The organism is Bacteroidota bacterium, from assembly GCA_039821555.1.
Lineage (GTDB): Bacteria > Bacteroidota > Rhodothermia > Rhodothermales > Rubricoccaceae > JBCBEX01.
Genome location: JBCBNX010000004.1, coordinates 198,900 through 224,911, shown reverse-complemented (window position 1 = coordinate 224,911; position 26,012 = coordinate 198,900). Strand labels below are relative to the sequence as shown.

Here is a 26,012-nt window from a genome sequence, read left to right as displayed (position 1 = left end):
ACTTCACGCTCACGACCCTGTCCGCCGCCCTACCGCGACCACGAGCGCGTCGCGGCGGCTGGCCATCCAGGTCACGTCTTCCAACGCATCGATAGCAGCCTGGAGGCGCACTGCCGCCTCTTCGGAGGCGTCCAGTTCGAGATCGGCCCAGGCTTGCAAGCCCGCTGCGAACTGCGTGATGCCGTGCGCGGCACCGAGTCGCTCGGTGAGTTCGCGCGCGGCCGTGTCAGCGTAGGGCTGCGCCACCGCAGGCTGACCAGCATCGAGGTGTAGCCGAGCCAGCGTCAGGAGCGGGAAGCTTGTCTGGTGTGTCGCGGGCCTGTCGGAGGCGAGGTAGGCCGCCCGGGCACGCTGGAGCATGTCAATGGCGGCCTCCCGCTCGCCTGCCTTCCTCAAGGCTGCCCCGAGGTTTTGGAGCACGCTGGGGTGATCGGCGTCCACTTCCCCCCGAGATCCTCGGACGGCGAGAACGCGTCGGTGCACACGGACAGCCTCCGCCGGGTCGTCCGTGGTCGCTCCGAGGTTGCTGAGGACTTGCAGGACGAGCTCGTGATCGTCGGGCAGGCCTCCGGCAGTAAACGCATCCAGGGCCGCGCGGTTGAGCCGGGCGGTCTCTGCCTCATCGCCGCGGCTCCCCGCTACCGTGGCCGCGTTGGCGAGGGCCAGCCCGAAGCTTGCGTGCGCCTCGCCGTAGAGGCCCCGGCTCAGTTGGACCGATTCCTCGACGGCCGCGACCGCTTCTTCGTAGCGCTCTAGCCCTGCCAGCACGGTAGCATAGTGCTGCAGCGCGGTGGCGAGGCTTTCGTGCTCGCTCTCGCCGAGCGCCCGGTAGACCTCCACGGCCCGAGCAAGGTGGAGTTCGGCCTCTTCGTTCCGACCCGGGGACCGCTTCAGGAAGAACCCGTAGTCGCTGTGGGCGCTAGCCTGGCCAGCCGGATGGGAGGACGCGTGTGCCTCCCAGCGGTCCAGGCTCTCTCGAAACAGGGAGTCTGCGACCTCGTGCGCTTCGTATCGCATCGCCATCCACGCACGCTCGGAAGACGCCTGGGCTACCTGCACGCTCGCCGGGCCAAAATCCGCGACCGCGCGCCGGTAGAGGTGCTGCGCGAAGGCATACGTGGTGTCGCCGAGCGACCTGCGGGTGCGGCCGAGGACCCGCAGCAGTTCGAAGCGGTCGGTCCCGTCGAGGTCGCGCTCGGCGCGGTCCGTGGCGAGCCGGAGCACCTCCGCGAAGGGCACGTCGGGCGGCAGCGACTCCGCTTCGAGCGGGTCGATGGTCGTGAAGAGGTCGATGGTGTAGGCGGCCATGCGCTCGGCGCGGTCGCGCTCGGTGCGAAGCCGCTGCACGTGCCACGCACCGAAGGCCATCGCGGCGAGGAGCAACACGGCGGCGAACGCGAGGCCCTGGCGGTGGCGGCGGACGTAGCGCCCGAAGCGGTAGCCCACCGAGTCGGGCCGGGCCTCCACGGGGTGCCCGTCGAGGTGACGCTGCACGTCGCGGGCGAGCGCGTCAGGCGTGGCGTAGCGGCGCGCGGGCGCCTTGCGGAGTGCCTTGAGGCAGATCTGGTCGAGGTCGCCTGCGAGGCGTCGGCGCAGTGTCTGGGCCGGCCCGGCGAGCGTTAGCACGTCAGCGCGCGTGACGGCGGTGCTCGGCCGCTCGGGCTCCTCCTCGACGATCACCCGCGCGACCTCGTGGAGCACCTTCTGGGGAAGATCGAAGGGCCGCGTGCCCGCGAGCAACTCGTAGAGCAGCACACCGAGCGCGTAAACATCGGTGGCCGTTGTGATGGCCTCGCCCCGCACCTGCTCGGGGGCGGCATACTCCGGCGTGAGGAGCCGCTGCTCCGTGCGCGTGAGCGTGTCATCGTCCCCCGGTTCTAGCAACCGAGCAATGCCGAAGTCGAGCAGCTTCACCCGCCCCTCTGGGGTCACCAGCACGTTGGATGGCTTGAGGTCGCGGTGGACGACGAGGCTCTGGTGCGCGTGCTGGACCGCCGCGCACACGTCGCCGAAGAGCGCGAGGCGGGCGTCCACGGAGAGCCGCTGCTGTGCGGCGTAGTCGGTGATCGGCACCCCCTCGACGAACTCCATCACGAGGTAGGGCCGTCCCTCGGGCGTGGCCCCGCCGTCGAGGAGCCGGGCGATGCTGGGGTGGTCGAGGCGAGCGAGGATCTGCCGCTCCTGCGCAAACCGCGCGACCACGTCCGGCCGCATCGTGTCAAGGAGCTTCAGCGCGGCGGTCTGCTCTACGACGCCGTCGGCGCGCTCGGCGCGGTAGACCGTGCCCATGCCGCCGCGCCCCACGCGCTCGACGAGCCGCCAACGCCCGACCTTGCTGCCGAGCGCAGGGTCCGCCCCTAGCGCACCGTCCGCGAGTGCCTCGCCCAGATCCGCGAAGTAGACCACGGCCTCGGCGTCCGCCGCCAGCAGCGCCTCGACCTCCGTGCGGAGGCTGGCGTCCGACGTTGCCTCCTGCAGATACGCGGCGCGCTCCGAGGACGGCAACGCCGCCGCCTCGTCTAGCAGGCGCTCGATTTCGTTCCAGCGGTCAGCGTTCATGCAGGAGGGAGCCAAAAGGAAAGGGGCGTCATCATGCTCTACCGTAACCGGTGCGTGGAGAGATCACCGAGGACCGTCGCGCCTTGCATCATGGCACGTCGCATCATGGCACGTCGCATCATGGCACGTCGCATCATGGCACGTCGCATCATGGCACGTCGCATCATGGCACGTCTCACCCGCTGGCATCGTGCAGGATATCCGTCTCCAGCTGCGTGTAGAGCCAGGCCCGCGCCGCCCGCCAGCCGCGCTTGACGGTCGGGGCCGAGACGCCCAGCGCAGCAGCGGTTTCGTCTACAGACAGCCCAGCGAAGAAACGGCACTCGACGATCCGGGCCGGGCGCTCGCCGACGGCGACTTCGAGGCGGTCGAGGGCCGCGTGGAGCGCCAGCAGGTCGTCGGCACGCCCCTCGGCCTGGCCGTTGGCGACCGTGGGCGCGTCGTCCAGCCCGACAGGAGCAGCATCCCCGCCGCGCTTCTGAGCGCGCTGCTGCTCGGCGTAGCTCACGAGCACCTGGCGCATGGCCCGCGCCGCGATGGCCAAGAAGTGCGCCCGGTCGTTGGCCTGCGGCGGGCTCGCGACGAGCTTGAGGTACGACTCGTGGACGATCGCCGTCGTGTTGAGCGTGGCCCCGCCGAGGAGCGCACGGCGCTGGCGGGCAGCACGGCGACGGAGGTCGTCGTAGACGAGCGGGTAGAGCTGCTCGACGGCCTGCGCATCGCCGTTGGCGGCGGCGGCGAGGAGACCGGGGATGGAGGCGTCGTCCATGGGCGTGGTGGTGGAACGCGGCAACATACCGCACACACCCTGGGAGGATGCACTGCGACGTGGTTGATGTTTCGCTGCGGGCATGGCGCGTTGCGCGAAAGATTTCAGGGCGTCTGGACAGCCTTCTCACGCATTCGTCGGTGCGACTCGGATCACCAGCTGTGGCACCTCACACCTCCGTAGACGCAGGCCGCGTGAGCCCGCGTGATCCCTTCGTATCGCGATTCCGGTAGAAACGAGTGTGCCGCCCTCCTGGGGGCGTTTTCTCCCGCTCGCTCTCCGACCCATGCGCCTCCGTTACACCGCCCTCGTCGCTCTTCTCATCGTCGCTGGTCCGGTCCTCGCCCAGACGGAGGCCAAGCTCACCGACCCGAACGGCATGGGCGGCTTCCCCGGCGACTTTTTCGGCCGCACGGTTGCCCTCAGCGGCGACGGTACCGTTGCCCTCGTCGGCGCCGAGAACAAGCTCAACCTGCAGGGGGCGGCGTTCATCTACGTGCAGGAGAACGGCACCTGGCGCTTGCAGGCCGAACTGCGCGCCCCAGCGCCGGCCGTCATTGACTACTTCGGCGCAGCGGTCGCGCTCACCCGGGACGGCACGCTCGCCTTCGTGACGAGCCGCAGCTTCACCAACCCCGCGGTGCACGTCTTCGAGCGCGCTGGCGACGCCTGGACGCTCTTGACGTCCATTCTCCCCGCGACGGCGACGCCCCAGGACCAGTTCGGCAACGCGCTCGCCGTGAGCGCCGACGGCAGCGTCGTCCTCGTGGGAGCGTTTCTCTCGGACGCGGCCGTCAGCAACGCAGGCGCAGCCTACGTCTTCACCCGCAGCGGCGACACCTGGACCGAGTCGGCCGAACTGACCGCCAGCGATGCGGCCCAGCTAGCGCTCTTCGGCCAGTCGGTCGCGCTTAGCGGCGACGGCGCCTACGCCCTCGTCGGCAACGGCTTCAGCGACGACGGCGGCGCAGCTTATGTCTTCGCTCGCTCCGGCGATGCCTGGACGGAGCAGGCCCTCTTCACGTCGGACGAGATCGACGTGTCCCCACAGTTCGGTCAGTCGGTCGCGCTCGACGGCGACGGCACTACAGCCCTCGTGGGCGCTTCGTCGGAGGACGGCCTGGCCAGCGGCGACGGCGGCGCCCTCTACGTTTTCACGCGCAGCGGCGCCACCTGGGCGCGGCAGGCTCGCCTCGTGGCGAGCGACGCCCAGGCCGGCGACCAGCTCGGGTTTGCTGCGGCCCTCACGCCCGACGGCCGCACAGCCCTCGGCGGGGCGAACTCGACCACCGGCCGTCCCGGCGCTGCCTACGCGTTCGCCTTCGACGGCGCGACGTGGATGGAACAGGCGACGCTCGTCCCCAGCGACGGGACGAATAACGACCAGTTCGGCACGGCGGTAGCGCTCAGCACCGACGGCGCGACCGCGCTCGTTGGACGTCTGCTGGGACCGAACAAGGGACCGGGAGCGGCCTACGTCTTCACTGGCTTTGCGGTCGCCGCGGAGGAGGGACCGCTGGCGCAGCGCGCGACGCTCGGCCCCGCCTACCCCAACCCCGCGCCCGCTGGCGGCCTCGTCCGCGCTCCGCTCGTGATCTCCGAGGCACAGTCCGTCCGCGTGGTGCTCTACGATGTGCTCGGGCGCGCCGTCCGCGCGGTAGATCTCGGCGTGGTCGCGCCGCAGCAGACCACCGACGTCGCCGTGCCGACGCACGGACTGGCCCCGGGGCTCTACGTGCTCCGCGCCGAGGGACCGTCCATTACGGCTAGCCGCCGCGTCGTCGTCCGCTAGCCGTGCAGTGATCCCGCCCCGCGGTGATACCGTCGCGCCGCGTTTCCGGTAGTCCTCCCTGTCCCGACCCCTCGTACCTCCGGTTTAGCCATGAAAACTTACGATCTCCTGCTCGCCGCGCTCCTGTTCGCGGGGCCCGCCCTCGCCCAGGACACGGGCATCCACGTCGCCGGCCATTGGACGCTCGATGTCTACAACGATGATGGCACTCTCGACGAGTCCCGCGCCTTTCACAACGACTTGGTCCTTGACGGCGGGAGCCTCCTCGTGCGCCTCCTCGCCCGCGATGCCGAACACGGGGCCTTCCAACTCCGGATCCGCGGCGTCGACGGTCCGCTTTGTGGGGACGATAGCTCCCGGTCTCCCTGCACCCTCGCCGAGCCAGGGACCATAGCAGACGACCCGGACGACCCGCTCGATGACCTCATGCTGGAGATCATCAACCGGAATGCTACCAACGGCAACCCGACCATCCTCCGCCTTTCCGGACGCGCCGTGATCGGCTTTGCTGGGCAGATTGGCCGCGTTTCCTCCCAGCAGTACTACTGCCAGTACGACGAGGTGGACCTCTGCGGCCCCGAGACGGCTGGCTTCCTGAGGGACTTCACCGAGCGCACGTTTGACGTGCCGCTCGATGTGGAGGCTGGCCAGACGGTGGATGTGACCTTTGAGCTTTCGTTCGAGTAGGCCCATGCGATTGCTATTCCCGCTTTCCCTCCTCGTGCTGGGGCTTCTCGTCCTCGCTGCTCCAGCACGCGGCCAGATCGAGGCGACCGAGCAAAAGCTCACCCTCACCGACGGCGACCGCAACGACGCCGTCGGGACGGCCCTCGCGCTAGACGGTACGACGCTCGCCGTCGGCTCCGACAACGCGGCCGTCTACCTCTTCGAGCGAGGCCCAGACGCCGTGAGTCCGTGGACCGAAGGCCAGCGCCTCCTCGCCCTCGACGTCGCCAACGACGAGCAGCGCGCCGCAGGTTTCGGCGGAGCTATTGCGCTCGACGGGGACCGCCTCATCGTGGGGGCGTCCGGCGGTACTACCGAGGCGTTCATCTACGAACGCACCGCGGGCGTATGGTCGCTCAGCGCGGTGCTCGTTGACGACCCGGGGGACGACGCCGAGGAGTTCAACGACGCGTTTGGCAGGGCCGTCGCCATCGAGGGCGACCGGATCGCGGTCGGGGCCGCCGGCGAAGGCGACTTCAACGAGGGATCGGTCTACGTCTTCGAGCGGCAAGGGGGGACGTGGGCGCGGACGGCGCTCCTCACGGACCCGGACGGTCGCACGGCCGACTTTTTCGGGCGCGAGGTCGCGCTCGAAGGAGACCGCCTCGCCGTGGCGTCCAACGCGGTGGACCTCGACGGCGTCCGTGATGCTGGGGCCGTCTTCATCTACGACCGCGCGCCGGACGGGACCTGGACGCGCGCAGCCAAGCTCACGGCCTTCGACGCCGCCGAGGCGGACGGGCTGGGCGGGAGCGTCGCCTTCAACGGACCCGATGAACTGCTCGTCGGTGCCGACGACGTCGACGGGCCGGGCGGCGTCAACACCGGGGCAGTCTATGTTTTCCGCTTCGACGGCACCACGTGGCGCGAGGACCAGAAGCTCACGATCCCAGAGGCGGGTCGGTTCGAGAGCCTCGGCGCGAGCGTGGCCGCGCAGGACGGCCGCGCGTGGGTCGGGTCGCTCGGCGTCGGCGGGCAGGGCGGCGCGGTAGAGTTTGTAAGGGAGGCCGGCGGCTGGGTACGCGCCCGGACGCTGCTCCCGACCGGAGGAAGCAGCACCGACCGCCTCGGAACCAGCCTCGTCTTCGACGGCGAGCGCCTCGTCATCGGGTCCCCGGGCGACGACGACCAGGCGAGCAACGCCGGAGCGGCCTATGCCTACACCGCCGCTGCGCCACCGCCCCCCACGCTCACGCTCTTCGTCCAGGAGCGCGTCCTCGTATCCGACGCCCCACGCGCACGCGGGGCGCTCCGGCTGCTCGTCCAAGAGCTCGTCGCCGCCAACGACAACGTAGGCATTGCTCGCAGCGATGGGTTCGAGGCCATCGGTGGGCAGTCCATCCGGCTCGACACCGACCTCGTCTCGTTCTTCGCCCCGACGGGCCTGGCGGTGTTCTTCGAGGACGTGAGCGCCTCCGGTGCGCTGAGCATCTTCTTCGAGGCTGCGGCGCCGGAGGACACCGAGGGCCTGCCCGACGCGCCGCTCGCGCCCTACCGCTGGGTCATCGCCGCGCTGGACGGCCTCACCTTCGAGGAGGCCGCGGTCCGCTTCGACCCCGCCCTCTTCGACGCGCTCGCCGACCTCAGCCAGGTGACGATCTACCGCCGCCCCGACGCAGGCACCGGCGCCTTCGAGGAGGTCGCGACCAGCGTCGACCCCGACGACGGCGCGCTCGTCGGCCGCGGCATCACCGCCTTCAGCGAGTTCGTGATCGCGGGCGACGGCGTGGTCGTGAGCAGCGAGGCCGACCTCCCGCTCGTCTTCGCGCTCGACGGCCCCTACCCCAACCCAGCCGTGGACGAGACGACCCTGGAGATTGCCCTCCCGGAAGCTGGCCTGATCCGCGTGGAGGTGCTCGACGTGCTCGGGCGACGCGTGGCGCTGCTGGCCGAGGGCGAGCAGCCGGCGGGCTACGTGACGCTGCGGCTGCGGACGGACCGGCTCGCGGCGGGGTCCTACTTCGTCCGGCTGCGCGCTGGCGACGAGGAGACCACGACCCGCCTCACCGTGGTGCGATGAGGGATAGTGCGATGCGGGGCTGCGCACCACGGCGGCCGCTCGTGCTTCCTGAAGCGGTGGCGCTACCGGCGGCGCGACCTCTTTGGCGATGTGCTCCGTCAGCGAGCTTCGCCGTCCGTGCAACCGAGACGGTCATAGCGCGCCTGCGCCTCTGCATGCGCCGCGTCGTCGCCCTGGGCCGTACGGAGTGCCGCGAGTCGGTCGAGTGCGGTGCACCGATCGCGCGTGGTGTCGGCTGCCGCGGTGAACACGCTGTCGGCATGAACGAGGAGACGCGCCGCCTCGGCAAGCTGGCCGGTCGCCGTGAGCGACACCCCGAGCGTGCTTCCCGTCTTCGCGGTCACGGGATGGTCGGGGCCGAGCAGCGTTTGGCGCGTGGCATGGGCCTCTTGCAAATGGCTCACGGCTTCGCGGTGATCGGCACCTAGTTGAAGTGCACGTCCGAGCACGTACCGCGTCTGGGCGAGCGCGGCCGGATCTGCGTCGGGGCGTCCGCCCTGAGCGGCGAGGATCGCGCGGAGGTCCGTCGCGAGCGAATCGTCGCCGCCGAGTTGCACCCGGACGTTGGCGAAGTCGGACTGGAACGCGAGGGCGATGGGGTGATCGGCGCCGAGGTTCGCGCTCACCGCTGCGGCCGCTTCTTGTGCCGGGGCGACGGCGGCCTCCGGATTGCCCTGTAGCATGTGAAGGGCTGCAATGTTGGCGAGGCTCCAGGCGAAGTCGACGTTGGCGGGGTCTGCTGCTGCATACGCCCGGCGGATGGTGAGCGCCTGCTCTGCCCACGTGATGGCTTCGGCGTAGCGCTCCTGCCGGACCAGCACCACCACGAGGTTGCCGTAGGCGCGGGCGCGGTAGGCCTCGGGGGTTTCGTCGCGGATGCCCTGCTCTTCGAGAGCCACCACGCGGCGAGCGAGCGGCTCAGCCTCATCGTAGCGCCCCAGCTGTTCGAGCGTGAGTGAGAGCAAGTTGAGCAGATCTGCGAGCAGTCCGAGGTCCGGCGCTGGCTGCGCCTCGACCCGCTCGATGCCTTCTCGGAAATAGGGCATCGCCTCCTGGCGCATGCCCTGGATGCGCAGCGCGGCTCCGTATCCCTTCAGCCACTCTGGGTAGTCTGGGTGCGATGCGCCCGCGTTGGTCCGCAGCGAGTCCACGGCCATTCCGTAGACCTGCTCGGCGCGTGGGTAGTCGCCCATCACAAGGAAAATGTTGGCGATGGTGCCGAGGAGCCGTGCCTGCACCGCGGGCTGGTCCGTCAGGTCGCCCGCGTGGGCGACCCCTCGGTCGAGGAGGTCGTAGGCGGTGAGCGAGTCGCGGCGCTGCACGACGGTTTCGCCCGGTTGCTGCTCAAAGAGGCCGATGAGCAAGCTGGTGATCTCTTCAGCTTTGGCCTGCTCCTCGCGCGCGATGTCGCGCTCGTCGGCCACGCGCTGCGCCTGAAGCGTCGCCGTGAGGGCGTAGATCAACACGAGTGCCACAAACGCCGCCGCGACGCCCAGCGCGACGCGATTGCGGCGCACGTAGCGCGCCAGCCGGTACCCCACCGTTGGCGCCTGCGCCTCTACGGGGCGCCCCTCGACATGCCGCGTGACGTCCCGCGCAAACGCCTCGGCGGTCGCATACCGCTCACCGGGGGCCTTGCGCAGAGCCTTGAGACAGATCTGGTCGAGGTCGCCCGAAAGGCGCCGCTGCATCGTCTGCCTCGGCGCAGCCAGGACGGCGGCGTCGGCGCGCGTGACGGCGGTGCTGGGGCGCTCGGGTTCCTCTTCTACAATCACCCGGGCCACCTCGTGGAGCAGCCGGCCTGGCAGGTTGAAGGGCCGCGTCCCCGCGAGGAGTTCATAGAGCAGCACGCCCAACGCATAGACGTCCGTGGCGGTCGTGATGGCCTCGCCCCGCACTTGCTCCGGCGCGGCGTACTCCGGCGTGAGCAGCCGGTCGCCGGTGCGGGTGAGCGCCGCATCTGGGTCGTCTTCCAGCAGCCGTGCGATGCCGAAGTCGAGCAGCTTCACGGACGGAGTACCCTCAGCGTTTTCCGTCACGAACACGTTCGACGGCTTCAGGTCGCGGTGGACAACCAGGCTCTGGTGGGCCGCCTGAACAGCCGCGCAGACCTCGCGGAAGAGTTCGAGCCGGTCCGCCACGCCGAGGCTCCGCCGCGCAGCATAGTCGGTGATCGGCTCCCCCGGCACATACTCCATGACGAGGTAGGGCCGCCCCTCTGGAGTCGTCCCCCCGTCGAGCAGGCGGGCGATCCCGGGATGATCGAGGCGGGCCAGGATTTGGCGCTCCTGCTCGAACCGTGCGACGACATCGGAGCGCATCGTGTCGAGGAGTTTCAGCGCGGCGACCTGCTCGAAGGTGCCATCGGCGCGCTCGGCGCGGTAGACCGTGCCCATGCCGCCCCGCCCAATGTGTGCGACGAGCCGCCAGCGGCCGACGCGCCTCCCGAGCATCGCGTCGGCCAGGGCGGCGTCTACGCTCTCCCCCACGCGCTGGCCAAGGCCCCGGAAATACGCCGTCGCGTCGGCGTCGAGTAGCCGCTCCACCTCGGCGCGGAGATCGTCGTCGGGGCAGGCGCTGTCTAGGAACGCCGCACGGTCCTGCGGGGCACGTGCTGAGGCCTCCTCCAGGAGGCGCTCGATCTTGCTCCAGCGGTTTTCGGACATGAATGCGGCCTGGCGAGTGGTCGGCTCGGTGAGGATAGAGGTAGGCGCGAGAACGTACGAGACGCATCGTCCGGATGCCACCGCAAAGCGGACCCTGTGGTGGCCTGGTGTCAGGGGTGGCCTGGTGTCAGGGCGCTGCATCGCCCGACATGGTCAGCCGGAGGATGCGGATCGGAGTGGGCGCGCAGGGCAGCCGTACCAGTCCGCTGTGGCCGTACCTGTCCGCTGTGTAGGTACGCGGCTGCTGGAACGCATGTGCGAGATCGTGATCCTCGGAACGTGGGTTCTGCGTCTTGCTTATCGTTCGGCCCCCGTCTCCCCTGTCTCCACCATCGTCCCTCCTGTCCGACTATGAAAGCCTTTGCCCTCCTGCTCGCCACGCTCCTGCTCGCAGGCCCTGCCCTCGCCCAGGACGAGGGCATCCACGTTCGCGGCACCTGGTCGCTCAGCGTCTACAACGCCGACGGCAGCCTCGACGAGTCCGTGGAGTTCACGAACGACCTGACCCGCAACGGCGCAAACCTGCTCATCAACCTGTTCACGAAGCGCAACCGGCTCGCGACGCTCGTGCTGGAGGTCGGCAACAGCCAGTTGAACGAAAAGCCGTGCAGGGATAGCAGTGGGGCGTTCGTCAACTGCCTCATCATTGAGCCCGAGGACCCGCTCTCTGGAGACCCAGAAACCTCTGAGCTTACCATTGAGAAGTTGACGGAGGCGGACGGCAGCGATTTCGTCTTGGCGCGGTTCTCCGGTACGATCTCCGCCGTCCGTGACGTGGACATCAACTTCGTGGGTTCCCGGGTGGGCAGCTGCCTGTACAACGTCGCCGAGCCGTGCACCGTGGAGACCCGGTCCAACCTTCAGTCCGGCGCGGAGTCGTTCGGCTCCGTCTTCACCGCCCGCGTGCTGGACACCCCCCTGGCGGTGGCCGAGGGGCAGTCCGTAGACGTGACGTTCGAGCTCTCGTTCGACTACTAGGCCATGCGCAGGATCTCCCTTTTGGTGGTCGGGCTGCTCCTCAGCGTGACCACGCCGCTGGCCTCTGCGCAGCGCGCCCCGGACGCCATTCTACCATCGCCGGACGTGGACTTCGGTGTCGACTTTGGGCGGGCCGTCGCTGTAGACGGGTCCTTCGCGGCCGTCGGTGCGCCGGGTGCTGAGGAAGGCACCAAAGAGCCCGGTGCGGTGACCCTCTTCGAGCGCCTGGCGGACGGCTCGTGGGCCCAGAGGCAGCGCATCGTCCCCACGGATTTCGATGCGGGGCGCTTCAACGAACGCGAGCGGTTCGGGGCAGCGCTCGCGCTGGACGGTACCCGGCTCGCAGTTGGTGCCCGAGGCGACGACCTAGACGATACGCGGCAGGCGGGCGCGGTCTACGTCTACGAGCGAAACCCGAGTGGGACCTGGGTCGAGGTCGCCAAGCTCCGCGACCCGTCCCCGCTGGCCTTCGGCGAGTTCGGCGACGCCGTCGCGCTCGACGGCGACCGGATGCTGGTGACGGCGAAGCGGCTCAGCGATCCCGCCACCAACTACGAAGGGGGAACGGTCTACGTCTTCGACCGCCAGCCGAACGGGGCATGGACGGTCTCAGCGACCCTCACACGCTCCGAGGCCGAGGGCCGCGCCTTCTTCGGCGATGCGCTCGCACTGGACGGCGACCGCGCGCTGATCGGCGCGGGCGGCGCCGGATCGAACGGGCGGGCCTACGTCTATGAGCGAGCGGGCACCGTGTGGACCGAGGTCGCCGAGGTCGAGTCGCCCGACCCGACCGTGGCCGGCAACAACAAGCAGTTCGGCGAGGCCGTCGCGCTGGACGGGGACGTGGCCCTCGTGGGCGCGAACGGCCAGGGCGTGACGTATCCCGGGCTCGGCGCGTTCGCCTCCGGGGCCGCCTACGTCTTCGGACGCAACGCGGGAGGAAGCTGGAGCCTGCGCCAGCGGCTCACGCCCGGCGACATCGACCGGGCCGAGCTGTCCTCGTCTCGCCAGATTGAGTTCGGTGCCAGCGTGGCGCTGGAGGAGGGAACGGCCCTAGTCGGCGCGCCCGACGATGTCATTGACGGCACGTTCGGGGCAGGCTCCGCCTATGTCTTCGCGGAGACCAGCGGGACCTGGGAACAGGCGAGTAAGCTGCGCGGCTCGGGGGGCGACGACGGCGAGCGCTTCGGTACGGCCGTCGCCATCACAGATGGGTTTGCCGTGAGCGGGGCCATCTTCGCCGCGGTGGGCAACCAAGAGCCTGGCGCGGCGTACGTCCACGCCATCGAGGGACCCGACCTACCGACGCTCTCGCTGCTCGTGCAGGAACGCATCGGGGTCACGGATGCACCCCGCGTCCTCGCCGCGCTGCAGTTGCTCGTCCAGGAACGCATCGGGGTAACCGACGCGCCGCGCCTGCTCGGCGCGCTCCGGCTGCTCGTTCAGGAGCGCCTCGCCGTGAGCGACAACGGGGGGGCCGCCCGGGCTGACGGCTCCGCCTCCGCAACGGCGCAGCCCATCCGCCTCGACACCGACCTCGTCTCGTTCTTCGCCCCGACGGGCCTCGACGTCGCCTTCGATAACATCTCCACCCCCGGCGACCTCAGCGTCTTCTTCGAGGCCGCCCCGCCCGAGAACACCGAGGGGCTTCCCAATGAGACAATCGCGCCGTATCGCTGGGTGATCTCGGCGACCGACGGGCTCGCGTTCGAGAGCGCCTCGGTGCGCTTTGATCCCGATGCCTTCGCCAGCCTCGCCGACCCCGCGCGCGTCACGATCTACCGCCGCCCCGACGCGGGCACCGGCGCGTTCGAGGAGGTCGCGACCAGCGTCGACCCCGACGACGGCGCGCTCGTCGGCCGCGGCATCACCGCCTTCAGCGAGTTCGTGATCGCGGGCGACGGCGTGGTCGTGAGCAGCGAGGCCGACCTCCCGCTCGTCTTCGCGCTCGACGGCCCCTACCCCAACCCAGCAACCACCGAGACGACGCTGGAGATTGCGCTTCCGGAGGCCGGCCCGATTCGCGTGGAGGTGCTCGACGTGCTCGGACGGCGCGTGGCGCTGCTGGCTGAGGGCGAGCAGCCGGCGGGCTACGTGACGCTGCGGCTGCGGACGGACCGGCTCGCGGCGGGGTCCTACTTCGTCCGGCTGCGCGCTGGCGACGAGGAGGCCACGACCCGGCTCACCGTGGTACGCTAGGTGAGCATCGGGCAGTATGCCCCATGCTCGACACAACAGTCTCTGAAACCGGCCCCTCGTGCGTGAGCGAGACGGCTTGACTGCTACCCTGATGAGCACTTGTGTGCAAGTTGCCAGGCTCGTCTCCCCCGGTCCTGCGTCGCCTTCGCTCCTCGGACTGTCCCCCTCAGGCCTGAGGGGGACAGCTTTGGCCGCCGTTCAGGCGTACCGAAGCGAGGGGAGCCCGTCGGCTGCGACTATCCGGTGCTGGTGAGATCCACCGCAACTATTGCCGCGCACCAGCTCACTCCGCACCGTCCTCCGTGAGCAGCGCCGACGAGGGCGGGCGCTCGGCTTGTACGCGAGCGGCGACCGCCTCGGCCTCGCGCCAGACCCGGAGGGCGTTCTCGCCGACGAGCTTGCGGAGATCCTTGGCCGTCCAACCGCGCCGGGCGAGCTCTTCGAGGAGCGCCGGGTAGGTCGACACGTCTTCCAGCCCGACGGGCACCGTGCTGATGCCGTCGTAGTCACCGCCGATACCGACGTGGTCAATGCCCGCGATATCCCGGACGTGCTCGATGTGGTCGGCCACGTCGGCGAGCGAGGATTTGGGAGCGGGGTTGGCCTCGGCCCAGGCGCTCAGCCGGGCGATAAGCTCGTCGGCGGAGGCTGAGTCGGCGCGGGCCTCGTCCATGAGCGCCGAGCGGGCTTCCCACCAGCGCTGAACTTCCGTGTTGACGAACGACGGGACGAAGGTGACCATCACAACGCCCCCGTTCTCGGGCAAGCGTTCGAGCACGTCGTCGGGGACGTTGCGGACGTGGTCGGTGACGCCGCGCGCCGACGAGTGCGAGAACATGACCGGCGCCTCGGTGACGTCGAGCGCGTCGTGCATGGCGGCGGGCGAGACGTGCGAGAGGTCGACCAGCATGCCGAGACGGTTCATTTCGCGGACGACCTCCTCGCCAAAGGCGTTCAGGCCGTCGTGCTGCGGTTCGTCCGTGGCCGAGTCCGCCCAGTCGATGGTGCCGGAGTGGGTGAGCGTCATGTAGCGCACGCCGAGGTCGTAGAACATGCGCAGCGCGCCGAGCGAGTTCTCGATGGCGTGCCCGCCCTCCATGCCGAGCACGGACGCGATCTTGCCGTCCTGCCACGCGGCCACGGCTTCGTCGGCGGTGGGCGTCTCGGCGAACACGTCCGGGTAGCGCGCAAACACCCGCTTGGCGATGTCGATCTGTTCGAGTTGGGTCACGGCGGCCGTGCCCGCCTCGGCGGTCGAGAACGGGATATAGACCGACCAGAACTGGATGCCCACGCGGCCCGCTTCGAGCCGGGCGAGGTCGGTGTGGCCCGGCGTCGTCGCACGCAGGTTGTAGGCGCCGACATTGCCCGGCGGGTTGGGCTGGGCGCAGCGCGCCGGGTCCTCGTCGCACGGCCACGCGCGGCGGATGGCCCACGGGAGGTCGTTGTGCCCGTCCACGAGCGGCACCGCGTCGAGCACCTCGGCGACAAGCGCGGCGGTTGCGTCTGCCGCTGTATCGCCTGCTACGGTATCGTCCGCAGCCGCGTCAGGGCTAGGTTGGGCTGTCGCGCAGGCGCTGACGGTGAGCGCAACGAAGAACACGGCGAGGCGAAACAGGGCAGGCATCGGGACGGGCAGGCAGTAGCGGCGGAAGTGAGGCGGACAACATAGGCACGCGACGAGACTGTGCGGCCTATCTGTCGTCTCTGATGGCCTTGCTGGGACCCGCGATGGCCTTGCGGGAACCCGCGCAACAGCCACAAAGGATGGTGCCTGGTCCGCCTCCCCCCGTCCTGCGTCGTCTCCGCTCACGTTCGTTCGCTCCTCTCCTCGGACTGTCCCCCTCGGGGACGAGGGGGACAGCTTGTGCGCCGTCGCAGGCGTACAAGCAGGGGGAGCCGTACTAGCGAAGAAGGTGGCACGCGCATTAGAGTCTCGGCCTACCGTGGTTCGCAAGATGTTAGCCACGTGTGATCTCCGCGTGATATCCCATGCCGGGGTGCCGCGTTCACGTTGCTCTCCGCTTCCGCCGCGTGCCGCACGAAAGGATGTCGGACGTGGCGTAGTCCATGCCCTCGCCATTCTCCCTCGGCCCAGTTCGGCCCTCAGCCTGTCCTCGCCTCGCCCTTCCTCCAGCGTCCCATGTCCGCTCGTCCTGCTCTCGTTCTCTCTGTGGCGGCATTGCTGCTGACCCTCCTACTTCTCCCGACCGAGGCGCAGGCACAGTGGCCGCGCGGGCAAGGCAACGGCTACGTCCAACTAGGCCTAGGTCTCGCCGGGGCTGATCGCGGCTTCGACGGGGACCGCAACCTCGGCCCGCTCGGCTCGGAGGACAACCCGGAGACGTACTCTGAGTTCGCCGTCTACGCCTACGCCGAGGTCGGCCTGACGAGCAGCCTCACGCTCATCGGCTCGACGTTCCTGCGCAGTTCTGTGGCTGAGAACATGGACGGTGAATTCGTCAACGGCGGACTCTCGGACGTGACGCTTCAGCTTCGGTACTCCTTCCCGCAGATCGGTCCGCTGGTCGTCTCGCCGCAGGTGGGCGTGCGCTTTCCCACCGGCTATGATGCCGAGGACTCCCCCCCGCTCGGCTCGGGCGAGGCCGACCTCCTCGCCGAGGTCCAGTTCGGCCTCTCGCTCTGGCCAACGCCCGCCTACGTCGGCGGCAGCGTGGGCTACCGGCAGCGCGGCGGCCTCATCGAGGACGAGATCCTCGCGGTGCTGGAAGCAGGGTACTTCGTGACGGAGGCATTCCTCCTGCGCGCGCGCGGCGATCTCACCGAGAGCACGTCGAACGAGATCGAGGACTTCTCGCAGCTTGGCCTGCCGCCGGAGCAGGGCTTCCTCACGCTCGGCCCCGGCGTGACGGTCGTGCTCTCGGAGCGCTGGCAACTCAACGGCGACCTGCGCTGGACCGTGAGCGGGCGCACCACCGCGCGCATCGTCAACGGTGTCGTCGGCCTGGCGCTGGTGTGGTGAAGCCTGCTACCGAGACACGAGAGTCGCCGCGCCAGGCTGAGCCGTACGGACTGCCTCGTTCACCTTGGGCATCAGCGGAGCCACGTCCACAAAGGCATTGCTGACCGACCGGATGACGACAACCGCGAGTTCCAGGGCGTTCAGGTTCTGCTGATACGGGAGGTTTCGGTCCATCGTCACGAACACGTCAAACTCGGCCGCGGCGCTTCGGAGCAAGGTCCCGTTCTTCAACCCATCCCATCCTCGCTCCCGAACCGTCACCACGGTGAGGTCACGGTCAAAGAGCGCGGCCAGTTAACGGTCTACGTTCTCGTCCAGGAGCACGTGGCGTGAGGGCGACTCAGGCATGTGCCTCCGCTTCACCCAGCGTGAGTTCGAGATAGGCTTCGGCCTGTGCGCGCGTCACCGTTGGGAAGCCATCGAGGAAGCGATCCAGCGTCTCGCCCGACTTGAGGTAGTCGATGAGCGTCTGGACGGGCACGCGCGTCCCTTTGAAGACGAGCGCACCGCTGACAACATCAGGATCACGAGAGACGATTTGGTCGAGGCGCATCGTGCTACACGGGTTGGTTGAGGCTGAAACACAGCATCGACCCCTTCGATCCACCGTCGACATATTGAAGATGTCAGAGGAGCCTGTGTTGGCTTACTTGACAACTTGATGCTAGACAGTCAAAGACCATTCAGCATACGTTTCTCAATAACCTCTTCCTTCCAGAGGGAAACTGGATAGTATGGCAACTCAACAAGCGAATCACTGATTACTCGGCCCGATGACGTAACCACGTAGGTCCATATCTGGCGGTAGTAATCTTTCTCATGGCTCAGAACAAAGACAGTACATGAGTCTAGCTGTTTCAACTCAATGCGCGGCTCGCCCGCCGGACCTTCAAATACCTGACGATGCATGATCTCTATTTCACGAGCACTAACTCCACTGCGACCGATAACCTCAGCGACCACGAGAACCTGCAGCGCGTCAGGTAGCAACTGCACTGATGAGACATCAGGACGTGCCTTTAGCTCGGCAATGAGCTTCTTCAATCTAGGCGCGAGCGCCATCGCCGCAGTTCCCCATGCGATAACATCCGCTCCCACGTCGAGAAATTCGAGCAGTAACCCAACGCCGTAGCCGCTAGCACCAACTCCAGGGTCGATGTATGTCGCAAACGAGGCATCCGCATCTGTAAGCTGTTTCGCCCTAGCAGCGATGGATGAGTAATAGTCTGCTCCTTCGGACTCCTCCGATTGATCACCTTGAAGAACGAGCACACCAAGGACAAATCCTTCAGGCTCGTAATTCCATTGATCCTGCCAATCAACCAACCTGGATTCTCCTTGAATCATTGAGTTTGAGTAGTAATGCTACAGTAACGAGGTTAGCAATGCTACGACTGCCAGAAAGCAGGTGTTCACTTGTAAACCGTCTTGTCTCCTCTCCGCCCGAAGCGCCCGTCCCCTGTGCGCTCACGCACACTTGAACGAGGCTCACCGGACGAATCGAGGCCCGGAGGCGGTTGGAGCGCCGGTTGCGAACGGGACGGGTCCATAAGCCCCGGCCCGCCATGCTCAGGAACTACATCCTTATCGCGCTGCGAAACCTGGCGCGGCAGCGCGGCTACGCGTTTATCAACATCCTCGGGCTGGCGCTCGGGCTCGCGTGCTGCCTGCTGCTGCTGCTCTACGTCCGCCACGAGTTGTCCTACGACCGCCACCACGAGGACGCCGACGCCATCTACCGCGCTGCGCTCGTAGCGCCGGACGACGGGCCGGACATCGCCGTCACGCCCAACATCATCGCGCCGCTCTTGACGCGCGAGATGCCGGAGGTGGTGGCCGCGACACGCGTGGCGGCGTGGGGCGGCGTGGTCCGCGTCGGCGAGACGGTGGCCGACGAGCGCGGCTTCTTCTACGTGGACTCGACCTTCTTCGACGTGTTCACGCACCCGCTGCTGGTGGGCGACCCCGCGACCGCGCTCAACCGCGCCGGGACGGTCGTGCTCACCGAGTCGATGGCGGCAAAGTACTTCGGCGACGCCGACCCGATGGGGCAGACGCTCCTGCTCGACAACAGCCGCGAGTTCGAGGTGACAGGCATCGTGGCGGACGTGCCCGAGGCGTCGCACTACGACTTCAACTTCCTCGCGTCGTTCGCCACGCGGACCTACTTCGCCGAGAACGAGATCTGGGGCTCGGCCAACTTCTACACCTACGTCCGTTTCACCGACACCGCCGCCGCCGAGGCTGTCTCGGCCAAGATCCCGGACCTCCTCGCCCGCCGCACGGCCCTGGGCGACGACCCGCGCCCGTTCCGCCTGCAGCCGATGCTCGACATCCACCTGCACTCGGACCTGCGCTACGAGATGGGCACGACCGGCAGCATCACCTACGTGATCGGCTTCGGCATCGTGGCGGCGCTGATCTTGCTCATCGCGTGCATCAACTACATGAACCTCGCCACGGCGCGGTCGGCGCGGCGCGCGAAGGAGGTCGGCCTGCGGAAGTCGCTCGGCGCGCAGCGGGGGCAGCTGTTGGGGCAGTTCTACGGCGAATCGGCGCTGCTGGCGGCGGTGGGCCTGGCCGGAGCCGTCGTCCTGGTGGGGCTCGCGCTGCCAACGTTCAACACGATCGCAGAGACGAGCTTCACGGTCGCCGACCTCGGCGCGCCGCCGGTCCTCGCGCTCATCGCGGGCGTCTTCGTGGTGGTGACGCTCGTGGCGGGCAGCTACCCGGCGCTCTACCTCTCGCGGCCCGAACCCGTCGCGGTGCTACGCGGGCAGGCGATGAAGCGCGGCGGTGCGGCGTGGCTCCGCCGGGGCCTCGTGGTGTTCCAGTTCGCGGCCTCGGCGCTGCTCATCGTCGGGACGCTCGTGGTGCTGGCCCAACTGCGCTACATGAGCACGCAGGCGCTCGGCTTCGACAAGGAGCGGCTCGTGACGGTGCCCATCAACGACCGCGACCTCCGCGAGCAGCAGGCGGCGCTGCAGGAGCAACTCCTCCAGCACCCTGGCATCGAGGCCGCCGCGGCGCTCAACCAGGTGCCGGGCCAGCTCGGCTGGACCTCCGGCGTCTGGGGCCCCGGCACCCCTGAGGACGACCCGATGCTCGCCAAGGGCATGCCTGCCGAGCAGGACATCCTCGAAACGCTCGGCGTGACGATGCTTGCGGGCCGGACGCTCGCCGATGCACCGGCGCCGGATTCGACGAACTATCAGTTTGCGATCAACGAGGAGTTCCTGAAGGCCTTCGCGTGGACGCCGCAGGAGGCGCTCGGGCAGCGGCTTCGGGTCGATGGGCGCGAGGGCGAGGTCGTGGGCGTGTTCGCCGACTTCCACTACGCGTCCCTGCACGACGCTGTCGAGCCGATGGTGGCGTGGCACCAGCCGCGCGACCTTTACCACCTCGTCGTGCGCCTCGCGCCGGGCGACCCAAGCCCTGCGCTCGACCATGTCAGCGCGGCCTACACCGCCGTAGCCCCGCACCGCCCGATGAGCCTCCGCTTCCTTGACGACATCTACGACCGGCAGTACCGCAACGAGGAGCGCCTCGGCAACATCGCGGCCATCTTCGCGGGCCTCGCCATCTTCGTGGCGTGCCTCGGGCTCTTCGGGCTGGCGAGCTTCACCGCCGAGCAGCGCCGCCGCGAGGTCGGCATCCGCAAGGTGCTCGGCGCGTCGGTGCAGGGCCTCATCGGGCTGCTCACGCGCGACTTCGTGGTGCTCGTCGCGGTGGCGTTTGCGCTGGCGGTGCCGCTGGCGTGGTGGCTGCTCTCCGGCTGGCTCGACGGCTTCGCGTACCAGGTCGGCCTCGGCCCGATCCCGTTCCTCATCGCGGGCGGCCTGCTGCTCGCCATCGCCGTCGCCACGGTCGGCACGCAGGCTCTCCGCGCCGCCATGGCCGATCCGATCCGGGCGATCCGGCACGAGTAGGACCAGGGGCACGATTAGCAGTTTTTGCGGGGTCCCTCGTCCCGTATGATTCGTCCTTGGTCCCGGATTTTGGCAGGAGAGCCAGCGCTCGGCAGCGCGCCCTCCTCCGACACTTACTCTGGGAACAGCGAATCACGGCCCCATGCTCAAGAACTACCTCCTCGTTGCCCTCCGGACGCTGCGCAAGGAGCGCGGGTATGCGGCGCTCAACGTCGTCGGGCTCGCCATTGGGCTGGCGTGCTGCGTGCTGATCGGGCTCTACATCGAGGACGAGCGCAGCTACGACCGCCACCACGAGCGCGCCGACCGCATCGCGCGCGTCACGCTCCAGACCACCGACGACCGACGACACTGGGCCCCCATCGGTCCCCCGGTCGGGGCCGCGCTGGAGGAGGCCATCCCCGAGATCGAGGCCGTGACGCGGTTCTATCCGGTGAACGCGTCCCAGACCGTCGTCGTGGACGGTGATCGTTTCCAGGCGGGCGGCGGCGTCTATGCCGACTCGACGCTGCTCCAGGTCTTCTCGCACCCGCTTCTCCAGGGCGATCCGACGCAGGCCCTCGCGCAGCCGCAGACGGTAGTCCTCACTGCATCGTTCGCCCGCAAGCTCTTCGGCGACGCCGACCCGATGGGCCAGACCGTCGGCTGGCCGGGCGGGGACGACCTCACCGTGACCGGCGTCACCGCCGACCTCCCCGCGACCACGCACCTCGCGTTCGACTATGCCATCTCGATGGCGACGTTCTACAGCAACAGCGGGATCAACCTCGACCAAGCCATTGGATGGTCGGCGTTCTACACCTACCTCCTCCTCCGACCGGGCGTGGAGACGGAGGCCGTCGCGGCCAAGCTGCCCGGCTTCGTCGACACCTTCTACGGCGCGATGTCGGGCGAGCCAGCGAGCACTCTCATCACGCTGCCGCTCCAGCCGCTCGCCGACATCCACCTGCACTCGGCGCTGGAGAAGGAGTACGCCCCCAACGGCGACGCGCTTTACGTGACGGTCTTCCTGCTCGTGGCGCTCTTCGTGCTGGTGCTCGCCATCGTCAACTTCGTGAACCTGACGACGGCGCGGAGTGCGTCGCGGATGCGCGAGGTCGGCGTCCGCAAGTCGCTCGGCTCGACGCGCGTGCAGTTGGCCGCGCAGTTTCTCGGCGAGGCCGTGCTCATCAGCGTCGTAGCGCTCGTGCTCGCGTTTGGACTCATCGCCCTCGCGCTGCCCGTGCTGAATGGGCTGACGGGCAAGGCCTTCACGCTGGCGGTCGTCGTCACGCCTGCAGTAATCGGGGGGCTGAGCGCGCTTGCGCTCGCGACAGGGCTACTCGCGGGGTGGTATCCGGCGTGGCACCTGTCTGGCTTCCGTCCGACGAAGGCGCTCTGGGGCAAGGCGTCCGGCCGCGAGGCCAACCGGTTGCGCCGCAGCCTGGTGGTGGTGCAGTTCGCGCTGTCGGTCTTCATGCTCGTGGGCACGGTGACGGTGTTCCAGCAGCTCCAGCACGTCCGCACGAAGGCGCTCGGGTTCGACAAAGAGCGCGTGGCCGAGGTTACCCTCAGCGGGTCTGCCGCCCATTTCGCCGGGCGCGACCTCGACGGCTTCATGCAGCGCATCGAGCAGCACGCCAGCATCGAGCACGCCTCGATGGCGGTGGTGGCGCCAGGCTCGCGCTACCCGATGGACAACATCCGCCGCGACGCCGACACGCCCGACAATGCCACGGGGGTCCGCCTTGCCTGGGGCGTCGACGCGGGCTACGCGGAGACGCTCGGCCTCACGCTCGTGGCCGGGCGCGACTTCTCGACGGGCGGGACCGACGGCGCCGCGCCTGCCGACACGACGGCGTGGCTCCTCAATGAAGCCGCCGTGCGCGAACTCGGACTCGACGCCCCGCTCGGCGAGGTGCTGGTGTGGGACAGCCATCAGTACAGCGCCCCCATCGTGGGCGTGGTGCAAGACTTCCACTTCGCCTCGCTGCATGGCGAGATCGAGCCGCTCCTGATCCCGCTGCGGCCCGGCATGGGCAGCGCCCTCCTCGTGCGCGTCCGCGACGACATCCCCGCCGCCCTCGACCACGTCCGCGCCCAACTCGACGGGCTCGTCGCTGGCACGCCGTTCACCTACCGCTTCCTCGACGACACCTTCGATCAGCTCTATCGCCAAGAGGAGAGGCTCAGCCGCGTCTTCGCGCTGTTCGCAGGCCTCGCCATCGCGATTGCCTGCCTGGGCCTGTTCGGGCTCGCGGCCTACACCGCCGAGCGCCGCCGTAAAGAGATCGGCGTGCGCAAGGTGCTCGGGGCATCCGTGTCGAGCGTCGTCGCACTGCTCTCCGGCGAGTTCACGCGGCTCGTCGCCGTCGCGTTCGTGATTGCCACGCCGCTCGCCTGGTGGGCGATGCAGCGCTGGCTCGACCACTTCGCCTACCGCATCGACCTCGGCCTGAGCCCCTTCCTCCTCGCAGGCGGGCTGGCCACGATGGTCGCGCTCCTGACGGTGAGCATCCACGCGATCCGCGCGGCGACGGCGGATCCGGTAGCGTCGCTGCGGCACGAGTAGACTGCGGCGCGGGGTTGCAAGTCGTGGGTCGCGAGTCGGATCAGCGCTGAGGTGGTGCGGCTCCCCCCGCTTGACGCGCGCACTGTCGAATGTCAGGGGCGGCGGTCAAGCTGTCCCCCTCGCCAGCGAGGGGGACAATTTGCTGCGTGAACCTGCGGTTTGAGCGGAGCGAGAATAGGGAGACATGAGAATGCCGAGGTATCTGGTCCATGGGATACAGCTGCCTCGAAGGGCGCACCCGATGTGCGATTCCGCACAGTCACCTGGCCTGATTTTGCCCTAGGGCGATCCTTCAGGGCTTGGTTCGGGGCTTGCTGAACTACGAGGGCGCGGGTTGGCATAATCGCTGGCTCGCGACCGACGCCCCCACCCTCGCCCCGGCCTCATGTTCAAGAACTACGTCCTCGTCGCCTTCCGGACGCTGCGCAAGCAGCCGGGCTACTCGTTTATCAACGTCGGCGGCCTCGCGCTCGGGCTCGCGGCGGCGCTGCTGATCGGCCTCTACGTGCAGGACGAGCTCAGCTACGAGCAGCACTTCCCCGACGCCGACCGCATCTACCAGGTCGGCCTCGACGCGCGGATGGGCGCACAGGACCTGGAGACTGGTACCTCGGCCATTCCGATGGGGCCGACGCTCATGACGGATGTGCCAGAGGTCGAGATCGCCACGCGCATCCTCGGCCCGCGGCGGCAGCTCATGGAGCACCGGGGTGGGAACGGCCCCCTCTTCGAGGACGGCCTCATCTGGGCCGACTCGACCTTCTTCGAGGTCTTCCCCCACCCCGTCCTCGCGGGCGACCCGAAGGCGGCGCTCGCGCAGCCCAACAGCCTCGTCCTCACCCGCTCCGCCGCCGCACGCCATTTCGGCACGCGGGACGGCCTCGGCGAGATTGTCGGCCTGACGCTGCGGCTCGACCAGGAGACGGACTACACGGTGGGCGCGATCGTCGAGGACTTCCCGTCGAGCAGCATCCTCCAGGCTGAGGTGGTCGCGTCGCTCGTCAGCATCCTCGACGACATGACGCCGACCTGGCTGTCGCACTTCATGTATACCTACATCCGGCTCCGCGAGGACGCTGACGTGGCCCGCGTCGAGGCGGCGTTTCCGCGCCTGATCGAGCAATACGTCGCGCCCGAGGTCGAGCTGTTCCTGGGCACCACCCTGGACGAGGCGGACGCCGCGGGCACCGAGTGGGGCTACTTCCTCCAGCCACTCCCCGACCTCTACCTCCAGCCACGCGGCACCGGCCAGGTCGGCCCCACGAGCGACGTGCGCTACGTCTACGCGCTCTCTGCCGTGGCGCTGTTCATCCTCCTGCTCGCCGGGATCAACTTCACCAACCTCTCGACGGCGCGCTCGGCCAACCGCGCTCGCGAGGTCGGACTTCGCAAGGTCCTCGGCTCCGACCGACGCCGCATCATCGGGCAGTTCCTCGGCGAGTCCGTCCTCATGGCGCTCGCGGCGGCAGGCGTGGGCGCACTGCTCGTCGTGCTGCTACTGCCGCTGTTCGAGACGCTCTCGGGCAAGACGCTTGCCTTCACGACCGGCAGTACGGTCGGGCTAAGCGCGGCGCTCCTCGGGATCGCGCTCGTGTGCGGCGTGCTTGCGGGGCTGTACCCGGCGTTTGTGCTCTCGGCGTTCGAACCGGTGACGGTGATGAAGGGACAGGTCAGCCGAGGCGCGAAGAGCGGGCGGCTGCGCAGCGTACTCGTGGTGGCACAGTTCGCCGTGTCGGTGACGCTGCTGATCGGGACCGCCGTGGTCTATCAGCAACTCCAGCACATGCAGTCCTCGCGGCTCGGCTTTCAGGGCGACCAGGTCGTCACGGTGCCCGTGATCTCCGACGCGGCACGCGGCGACGTCAATACGTTCCTCCAGACGCTTCTCGCCCACCCGGGCATCGAGGAGGTCGCCGCCGCAGACTTCTTACCTGGTCGGACAGCCAACACGACCTCGTTCCGCCCCGTCGACGCACCGCCGGAAGACGTCTACGTCCTCGCTGCGGGCCGCGTCAGCCACGACTACCTCGAAACGCTCGGCGTAGCGCTCGTGGCCGGGCGGACATTCGACCCCGCGCAGCCGACCGACTCCACCGGCGCGATGCTCCTCAACGAGGCTGCCGTGAGCGAGTTCGGCTGGACCGTCGAGGAAGCCCTCGGGCGCCAGGTGGGCCAGATCGAACTCGATGCGTTGGTCGTGCGAACGGTCGTGGGCGTGGTGGAGGACTTCCACTTCGAGTCGCTGCACACCCGCATCCGCCCGCTCGCGCTCGACCTCGACGCATACGCCGCGCGACACGTGGCCGTGCAGGTCCGTCCGGACGACCTCCCGGCGACGCTCGCCCACCTCGAAACGGCGTGGACGGCCTTCGAGCCCGGTTATCCCTACAGCTCCGTCTTCCTCGACGAAGACTTCCAGCGGTTCTACGCGCAGGAGCGGCGGCTCGGGCAGGTGTTCCTCGCGTTCACGCTGTTGGCCGTCTTCGTGGCGTGCCTCGGGCTCTTCGGGCTGGCGAGCTTCCTCGCACAGCAGCGAACGAAAGAGATCGGCGTGCGCAAGGTGCTCGGCGCGTCCGTACCGAGCCTCGTGCAACTGCTTGCGGGTGAGTTCACGCGCCTCGTCGTGATCGCGGCGCTGCTGGCGATGCCGGTCGCCTACCTGCTGATGCGGCAGTGGCTGCAGAGCTTCGCCTACGCCACGCCGATGCCGTGGTGGGCCTTCGTCGGCGCGGGCCTGGCTGCGCTCCTCGTGGCGGCGCTCACGGTGAGCTACCAGTCGATCCGCACGGCGACGACGGATCCGGTGAAAGCGCTGCGGTACGAATAGGCGTCACGTGTAG

The 26,012-nt window shown here is 68.7% G+C and carries 16 protein-coding genes; 9 read left to right on the top strand and 7 right to left on the bottom strand.

The annotated features are described in order from the left end of the window. Positions 1-9: 9 nt before the first annotated feature. The gene (locus AAFU51_06870) at positions 10-2,559 is read right to left on the bottom strand and encodes a serine/threonine-protein kinase (GenBank protein ID MEO1570975.1); all 2,550 of its coding nucleotides are present in this window, start codon (positions 2,557-2,559) and stop codon (positions 10-12) included. 175 nt (positions 2,560-2,734) lie between these two features. After that, positions 2,735-3,328 carry an ECF-type sigma factor gene (locus AAFU51_06865; GenBank protein MEO1570974.1) on the bottom strand — a complete coding sequence of 198 codons (594 nt, stop codon included), beginning with the start codon at positions 3,326-3,328 and terminating at the stop codon, positions 2,735-2,737. A 286-nt stretch (positions 3,329-3,614) separates the two neighbouring features. Between AAFU51_06865 and AAFU51_06860 the strand changes: the two genes are divergently transcribed. From AAFU51_06860 to AAFU51_06850, 3 genes are all read left to right on the top strand, one after another. Next, positions 3,615-5,120: a T9SS type A sorting domain-containing protein gene (locus AAFU51_06860; protein MEO1570973.1), complete on the top strand. Its 1,506-nt coding sequence runs from the start codon at positions 3,615-3,617 to the stop codon at positions 5,118-5,120. Between the two features lie 90 nt (positions 5,121-5,210). Beyond that, on the top strand, positions 5,211-5,807 hold the full coding sequence (locus tag AAFU51_06855) for a hypothetical protein (GenBank protein MEO1570972.1): 597 nt from the start codon (positions 5,211-5,213) through the stop codon (positions 5,805-5,807). Positions 5,808-5,811: 4 nt separating this feature from the next. Next, positions 5,812-7,866, top strand: a complete 2,055-nt coding sequence (locus tag AAFU51_06850; protein MEO1570971.1) for a T9SS type A sorting domain-containing protein — start codon at positions 5,812-5,814, stop codon at positions 7,864-7,866. Positions 7,867-7,964: 98 nt separating this feature from the next. Here AAFU51_06850 and AAFU51_06845 read toward each other — a convergent pair whose 3' ends face one another. Further along, positions 7,965-10,532 (bottom strand): serine/threonine-protein kinase, encoded by a 2,568-nt coding sequence (locus AAFU51_06845; GenBank protein MEO1570970.1) that lies wholly within the window; start codon positions 10,530-10,532, stop codon positions 7,965-7,967. 351 nt (positions 10,533-10,883) lie between these two features. Between AAFU51_06845 and AAFU51_06840 the strand changes: the two genes are divergently transcribed. Next, positions 10,884-11,510, top strand: coding sequence for a hypothetical protein (locus AAFU51_06840; protein ID MEO1570969.1), 627 nt, complete (start codon positions 10,884-10,886; stop codon positions 11,508-11,510). 3 nt (positions 11,511-11,513) lie between these two features. After that, positions 11,514-13,709 (top strand): T9SS type A sorting domain-containing protein, encoded by a 2,196-nt coding sequence (locus AAFU51_06835; protein MEO1570968.1) that lies wholly within the window; start codon positions 11,514-11,516, stop codon positions 13,707-13,709. A gap of 283 nt (positions 13,710-13,992) precedes the next feature. Here the strand turns inward: AAFU51_06835 and AAFU51_06830 are convergent, their stop codons facing one another. Next, the gene (locus AAFU51_06830) at positions 13,993-15,336 is read right to left on the bottom strand and encodes a dipeptidase (protein ID MEO1570967.1); all 1,344 of its coding nucleotides are present in this window, start codon (positions 15,334-15,336) and stop codon (positions 13,993-13,995) included. 516 nt (positions 15,337-15,852) lie between these two features. Between AAFU51_06830 and AAFU51_06825 the strand changes: the two genes are divergently transcribed. Next, positions 15,853-16,692 (top strand): hypothetical protein, encoded by an 840-nt coding sequence (locus AAFU51_06825; GenBank protein ID MEO1570966.1) that lies wholly within the window; start codon positions 15,853-15,855, stop codon positions 16,690-16,692. Between the two features lie 6 nt (positions 16,693-16,698). Here the strand turns inward: AAFU51_06825 and AAFU51_06820 are convergent, their stop codons facing one another. The 3 genes from AAFU51_06820 to AAFU51_06810 all read right to left on the bottom strand — a co-directional run bounded on the left by AAFU51_06820 (position 16,699) and on the right by AAFU51_06810 (position 18,039). Then, positions 16,699-16,908, bottom strand: a complete 210-nt coding sequence (locus AAFU51_06820; protein ID MEO1570965.1) for a hypothetical protein — start codon at positions 16,906-16,908, stop codon at positions 16,699-16,701. A gap of 124 nt (positions 16,909-17,032) precedes the next feature. Further along, on the bottom strand, positions 17,033-17,245 hold the full coding sequence (locus AAFU51_06815; GenBank protein MEO1570964.1) for a DUF433 domain-containing protein: 213 nt from the start codon (positions 17,243-17,245) through the stop codon (positions 17,033-17,035). Between the two features lie 119 nt (positions 17,246-17,364). Next, positions 17,365-18,039 carry a hypothetical protein gene (locus AAFU51_06810; protein MEO1570963.1) on the bottom strand — a complete coding sequence of 225 codons (675 nt, stop codon included), beginning with the start codon at positions 18,037-18,039 and terminating at the stop codon, positions 17,365-17,367. Positions 18,040-18,257: 218 nt separating this feature from the next. Between AAFU51_06810 and AAFU51_06805 the strand changes: the two genes are divergently transcribed. From AAFU51_06805 to AAFU51_06795, 3 genes are all read left to right on the top strand, one after another. Further along, on the top strand, positions 18,258-20,621 hold the full coding sequence (locus tag AAFU51_06805) for an ABC transporter permease (protein ID MEO1570962.1): 2,364 nt from the start codon (positions 18,258-18,260) through the stop codon (positions 20,619-20,621). Between the two features lie 142 nt (positions 20,622-20,763). After that, the gene (locus tag AAFU51_06800) at positions 20,764-23,172 is read left to right on the top strand and encodes an ABC transporter permease (GenBank protein ID MEO1570961.1); all 2,409 of its coding nucleotides are present in this window, start codon (positions 20,764-20,766) and stop codon (positions 23,170-23,172) included. Between the two features lie 385 nt (positions 23,173-23,557). Next, positions 23,558-25,999 carry an ABC transporter permease gene (locus AAFU51_06795; protein MEO1570960.1) on the top strand — a complete coding sequence of 814 codons (2,442 nt, stop codon included), beginning with the start codon at positions 23,558-23,560 and terminating at the stop codon, positions 25,997-25,999. Positions 26,000-26,012: the final 13 nt, after the last annotated feature.